The sequence below is a fragment of the Marseilla massiliensis genome, from assembly GCF_016899955.1.
Lineage (GTDB): Bacteria > Bacteroidota > Bacteroidia > Bacteroidales > Bacteroidaceae > Prevotella > Prevotella intestinigallinarum.
The window spans coordinates 1-4,615 of sequence record NZ_JACJJL010000053.1 but is presented as its reverse complement, the minus strand read 5'-3'; the positions used below and the strand labels follow the sequence as shown (position 1 = coordinate 4,615).

Annotated in this window: 6 protein-coding genes and 1 pseudogene; 5 read left to right on the top strand and 2 right to left on the bottom strand. The window is 50.3% G+C overall.

All coding sequences use genetic code 11. The features are described 5' to 3' along the window. The 5 genes from H6B30_RS15535 to H6B30_RS15515 form a co-directional block, all read left to right on the top strand. Nucleotides 1-222: tyrosine-type recombinase/integrase (locus H6B30_RS15535; protein ID WP_205112178.1), on the top strand; the 222-nt coding region annotated here is incomplete at its 5' end. 11 nt (nt 223-233) lie between these two features. Further along, nucleotides 234-614 (top strand): helix-turn-helix domain-containing protein, encoded by a 381-nt coding sequence (locus H6B30_RS15530; protein ID WP_022040913.1) that lies wholly within the window; start codon nt 234-236, stop codon nt 612-614. Further along, nucleotides 611-958, top strand: coding sequence for a hypothetical protein (locus H6B30_RS15525; protein WP_204432467.1), 348 nt, complete (start codon nt 611-613; stop codon nt 956-958). Before H6B30_RS15530 ends, H6B30_RS15525 begins: the two co-directional genes overlap by 4 nt. A 32-nt stretch (nt 959-990) precedes the next feature. Then, on the top strand, nt 991-1,716 hold the full coding sequence (locus tag H6B30_RS15520) for a hypothetical protein (protein WP_022040915.1): 726 nt from the start codon (nt 991-993) through the stop codon (nt 1,714-1,716). Between the two features lie 342 nt (nt 1,717-2,058). Next, nucleotides 2,059-3,588, top strand: a complete 1,530-nt coding sequence (locus H6B30_RS15515) for a plasmid recombination protein (RefSeq protein ID WP_022040916.1) — start codon at nt 2,059-2,061, stop codon at nt 3,586-3,588. Between the two features lie 47 nt (nt 3,589-3,635). On the opposite strand, the gene H6B30_RS15510 is transcribed toward H6B30_RS15515, so the two are convergent. Further along, nucleotides 3,636-4,325 carry an SIMPL domain-containing protein gene (locus H6B30_RS15510; protein WP_205112177.1) on the bottom strand — a complete coding sequence of 230 codons (690 nt, stop codon included), beginning with the start codon at nt 4,323-4,325 and terminating at the stop codon, nt 3,636-3,638. A gap of 7 nt (nt 4,326-4,332) precedes the next feature. Continuing rightward, a pseudogene (locus tag H6B30_RS15505) lies at nt 4,333-4,615 on the bottom strand (hypothetical protein); the annotation flags it as partial.

The window sequence follows — 4,615 nt, the reverse complement described above, 5'->3', positions numbered from 1 at the left end:
CCCTTGTACCTCAAGGATTGGATTAAGTCGGCGGGCATTACAAAACACATAACCTTTCATTGCTTCCGGCATACCTACGCAACCCTGCAACTCGCCGCAGGCACCGACCTCTACACCATATCAAAAATGCTTACGCACAGCAACGTGGCGACCACGCAGGTTTATGCCGATGTGGTGAGCGACCTGAAACGCAAGGCTTCCGAACAGATTACACTCAAATAAACATTATGCTTATGGATAAAATCACATTTGAACAACTGCCGCAGGCTGTCTCCCTCCTGATTGAAAAGGTGGGGCAGCTTGCGGACAAGGTGGACGAGGCGTTGGGCAAAGCCACGCAACAGAAAGGCAGACGGTTGCTTGCCTTGGATGATGTCGCCGCTTTGCTTGGCAAATCCGCTTCCACCATCTACGCAATGACTTCCGAGAAGCGCATACCGTATCACAAGAGGGGCAATAAGCTCTACTTCTTCGAGGATGAAATCATCGGCTGGATTGAGCAGGGAGGGACATCGGGAACAGGCAGCGAGGAAGATTTCAACAGACGGCTTGAAGCCTTGCGTGGCGGCAAGAAGCACAAGCCAAGTTCATTACAGACAAAGCAGGAATTATGAGGAAAGAGGACTTGATACCCGTCATTGCAAGGCATGACCCGATATTGGCCGATGCGGTCAGCCGAATGGTTGACTACATTCAAGACCGATGGGCGGCACCGTACCCATCAAAAGAACAGACGGAAGCGGTGAACGCCTACCTCCGTTCCATCCATGCGGACGGCGGCGGCACGATGAGCGAAACTGACATTGCCCACCGCAGGATTGCCACGCAGAAGATAACCATCAACGCTATCCGTGTGCTTGACCATGACCAGCTCGACCGTTTGCAGGATGTGCTGAACCACATAGCGGCGGACAGGGAGTATTACATGCCCGAACGGCGGCAAGGCATGGGCAGGTAGCTGACCGGTGTAACACCTAAATATCATAGACTATGTGCAAAAACAAACAGAGCATACATTACTGCACCATCCTTTCGGACGAGCAGTGGAATTTTATTTTGGAAGGCAGATTTTCCGCCCAAAGGCAGAAATGCCTGCACAGGCTGATGACCCACGCCGTGCGGACAAAGACCGTTTGTAACATCAAGGGCATAGGAATAGCCTTGGAGGTGGGAGAAGTCGCAGCTTCCGATGTGGAACTTGCGGAATATTTGGGTTGCAACCGAAAGACGGTCGGCAAACTCATAGACAGTTTTAACAGGCTCGGTGTGCTGACCACCCGAACCAACAACCGCACTTCCATACACACCCTGCATTTCCTTACAGGCTGGTATGTCGGTGGTGTCCTCCTGACCAATCCCCATTATGTCAAGCCATCAGCTAATGTCAAAGAACTGGCGGACGGAAAGCGGACACCTCTTTCTAATGATACGGCTTCGGATAGCAAGCCGTGTACCGTGCAGGACGGTTGCCAAAGTCAAGGGCAGGAAACGGACACCACGGAAAGCGGTGCAGCACCTCTTTCTTCTTCCCTTTGTTCCTCCGTGGCTTGCGACCATCGGACTGGCATACAAAACAACGAGGGTGAAACAAACCATTTCCTTATCATAGAGAACAGCAACCTGCCGTTAGCCGAAAGTTCCGATGAGAGCCGCAAAGAAGCGCATGGCGGCATGATTGGCGTTGTGGATGATACCGACACAGGCACGGAAAAATAACAGGCGCAACAGACGGATTTCAGCGGTACTCCGTTGTTGTGGCGTTGGCTGACTGGGCTTGCCCAGATATAGCCCACTATAACTTCTCCGCTGCGCTCCGAAGTTGTGGGCTCTCCCGAGGGGCTGGGCGTTGCCCCGTCCCACTTATGGCTCTGCCCTAAGAACCCGACAAGGACTTTCAGCCCTGTGCAACCAGACCAAAGAGTGACCCCCTCTTTGGAAACTCCGCTCAGTGGCTTTTGCCCCTGAGAACCCCAAGCAGGAAGTGACCCTCTCCCTGCACCCTCCGATTAAGGCGCAGCCCTAATAACCCATCGTTAAACTCACAAACAGACAAGCATTATGGCACAGAAGACATCCATCAACATCAAACCGTGCAACATCGGCAGCAGCGAGGCGCACAACAGGCGGACAGCTGAATACCTCGCCAACATCCGCAAGGAGAAGTTCTACATCCGTACCGACCTCATGGCTGGAAACGAGACATGGGTCGCACCTGATTTCAGTGAAGCCACGCTCACCGACCGATACAATCAGATAGCCGCAATGGTCAAGGAAAAGACAGGCCGTGCGATGCAGACCAAAGACCGTGAACGGGTAAACAAGAAGACTGGCAAGGTGACCATCGTCCGTGGCAGCACTCCGCTCAAGGAGGGCGTGGTTGTCGTCAAGGAAGATACCACGATGGAGCAGTTGCGAAAATTCTGCAAGGTGTGTAAGGAGCGTTGGGGTGTCACAGCCTTGCAGGTGTTCATCCACAGGGACGAGGGGCATTACGGAACGCCCGGCGACAATGCCACATGGAAGCCCAATCTGCACGCCCACATCGTATGGGATTGGATGAATCACGATACGGGCAAGTCCTGCAAACTGGATGAGAAAGCCATGAGCGAGATGCAGACCATTTTGGCCGAGTGCCTTGACATGGAAAGGGGCATCTCAAAGGCGGTAACGGGCAAGGAGCATTTGGAGCGCACGGACTTCATTCTTGCCAAACAGAAACAGGAAGCGGAACGAGCTAAAGCTGAAAGGGAAGCAGCCCTTGCCGCCAAAGAGGAAGCCGAAACGGAACGGCAGTTCATTGAGGGCGAGAACAAGGCGAAAGAGAAATACCGCCAATCCCTTGACAATGACATCGCCGACAAGGAACGTCAGTTAAGGGATGAGCGCAAGGCGAAAGTGGACAGCATATTGGACAGCGTAAGCAGTTTTGTCGGGGTGGGCAAATCCGCAGCAATCGAAAAGGAAAACGCCAAGCTGAAAGCCGAGAACGAGCGTATGAAGAAAGCCTTTCCCGATGCTGTCAAGAACAAGGTGGAGGAATTGACAAAGGCATTGGTTACAGAGAAGCAGAAAGCCGAAACCGAGCGTGGCAGGGCTTTGGTGCAGAGCCGTTCACTTGCTATTGAAAGGGACAAGGCGGTACGGCAGCTTCAGGAGCAAGAGGACGGCGAGCGGCAGCGCATTAACTTTGCCGTAAGTCGTGCTACGGCGGAGAAAGACAAGACCATCCGTTTGCTGCAAAGTGCGCTGAAAGCGAGCAGGCATATTCTGAATGTGCTTGCCGATATTCTTTATAAAGCAAACGAGGTCTTTAAGCGAGCCATTGATGCGATTATCCATTTCGGCACGGAGCAGCACCAATCGTTCTTTGCCCCATCCGAAGCTGCTGACATCAAAAGCGTCATGCAGGAGTACGGAGAAACAATCGAACAGCAGAATGCGGTCGGCGCATGGCTTTGTGATTATGCGGAGAGCCGACAGCCTTTTGACGAAATAAAACATCGCCATACACTCAAAGAGGTTGGCGATGTCGCAGAGGGGGCGTATGATTGGAAAATTGAGAATATGCAACAAGGATTGCAAAGATGATATATCTCACTCAATGAGTTTGCAAACGTTTTAATTACGAGGCCATTTTAATCTATGATTTCAAAACGTACCAGCATGGAATAGTTCTTCTTGATGGTGCGGAAGTTGTCGAATGAGGCAGCATCGGATGACAAGACATTGCTTTGCGCAAACGGGAAAGCATTACTATTCCCTTCCTCCACAATGCGTATCACATCACCCAATTTTTTGCCCAGTGCTTCTACCAGATAAGTCGCTTTCCTTTGGGCAGCTTTCAATGCCTCAATCTTTCCCTTTTGGTGATAGGCAAGCATGTCCTTGTTCTCCAATTCACCGATACGCATGGTGTGGATACCTTTTGTGTCGATACGCTTGAGGATTTCGTTTATCTGATTGAAGTCGGTCAGCGTAATGTCGAATTTCTTGGAGACCAAGAAGTCCTGCCCTTGCTGCCGCCAATAGTCACCTATTTCCTGTGTCCGGATGGCATTTTGCGGAATGCCAGCTTTCGCAAGGGCTTCTCTCAATCCTTGTTCTATCTCTGACAAAGGCACTTTGGTGCGATATTCTTCAGGCTTCGATTTCCCGTCAAACTCTTCTTCAAAGTATTCACGGATTTCAATCAGATAATGGATTTTGTCAGGTACGATTTCTATTTCCGATGTACCCGTCACTTCAATGTACCGTTCATTGGTTTGCGCTTGCAGAGAAAGAATAGCCAGCAAGCAAATAGCTAACAATAAGACTTTCTGTTTCATAGTTCTATCATTTTACTTCAAATTCCGTATCCATATAAATTTCCAATTGCAGGCCTATTTTATATTTTCCCGGCAATAATCTTCCAGCCATGAATTGCTTTTTATAGTTCTTGTCTATTATTTTGTTTACATCCCATGAAACTGGAATGGTGAATAACATCGCTTCTCCGCCTTTCAAGCAGGCACAACTTCGCATATAGTCTGCTTCTCCAGTCCAACCGGAACGGGCAAACGGATGCGCCATATACAATTCATCTGTACCTACACTTGGCAAGAAAACGGGTTGAACA

Excerpts from the sequence above, each read along its gene's own strand:
- H6B30_RS15510 (WP_205112177.1), bottom strand. The coding sequence starts at position 4,325 with ATGAAACAGAAAGTCTTATTGTTAGCTATTTGCTTGCTGGCTATTCTT.
- H6B30_RS15525 (WP_204432467.1), top strand. The coding sequence starts at position 611 with ATGAGGAAAGAGGACTTGATACCCGTCATTGCAAGGCATGACCCGATA.
- H6B30_RS15530 (WP_022040913.1), top strand. The coding sequence starts at position 234 with ATGGATAAAATCACATTTGAACAACTGCCGCAGGCTGTCTCCCTCCTG.
- H6B30_RS15520 (WP_022040915.1), top strand. The coding sequence starts at position 991 with ATGTGCAAAAACAAACAGAGCATACATTACTGCACCATCCTTTCGGAC.
- H6B30_RS15515 (WP_022040916.1), top strand. The coding sequence starts at position 2,059 with ATGGCACAGAAGACATCCATCAACATCAAACCGTGCAACATCGGCAGC.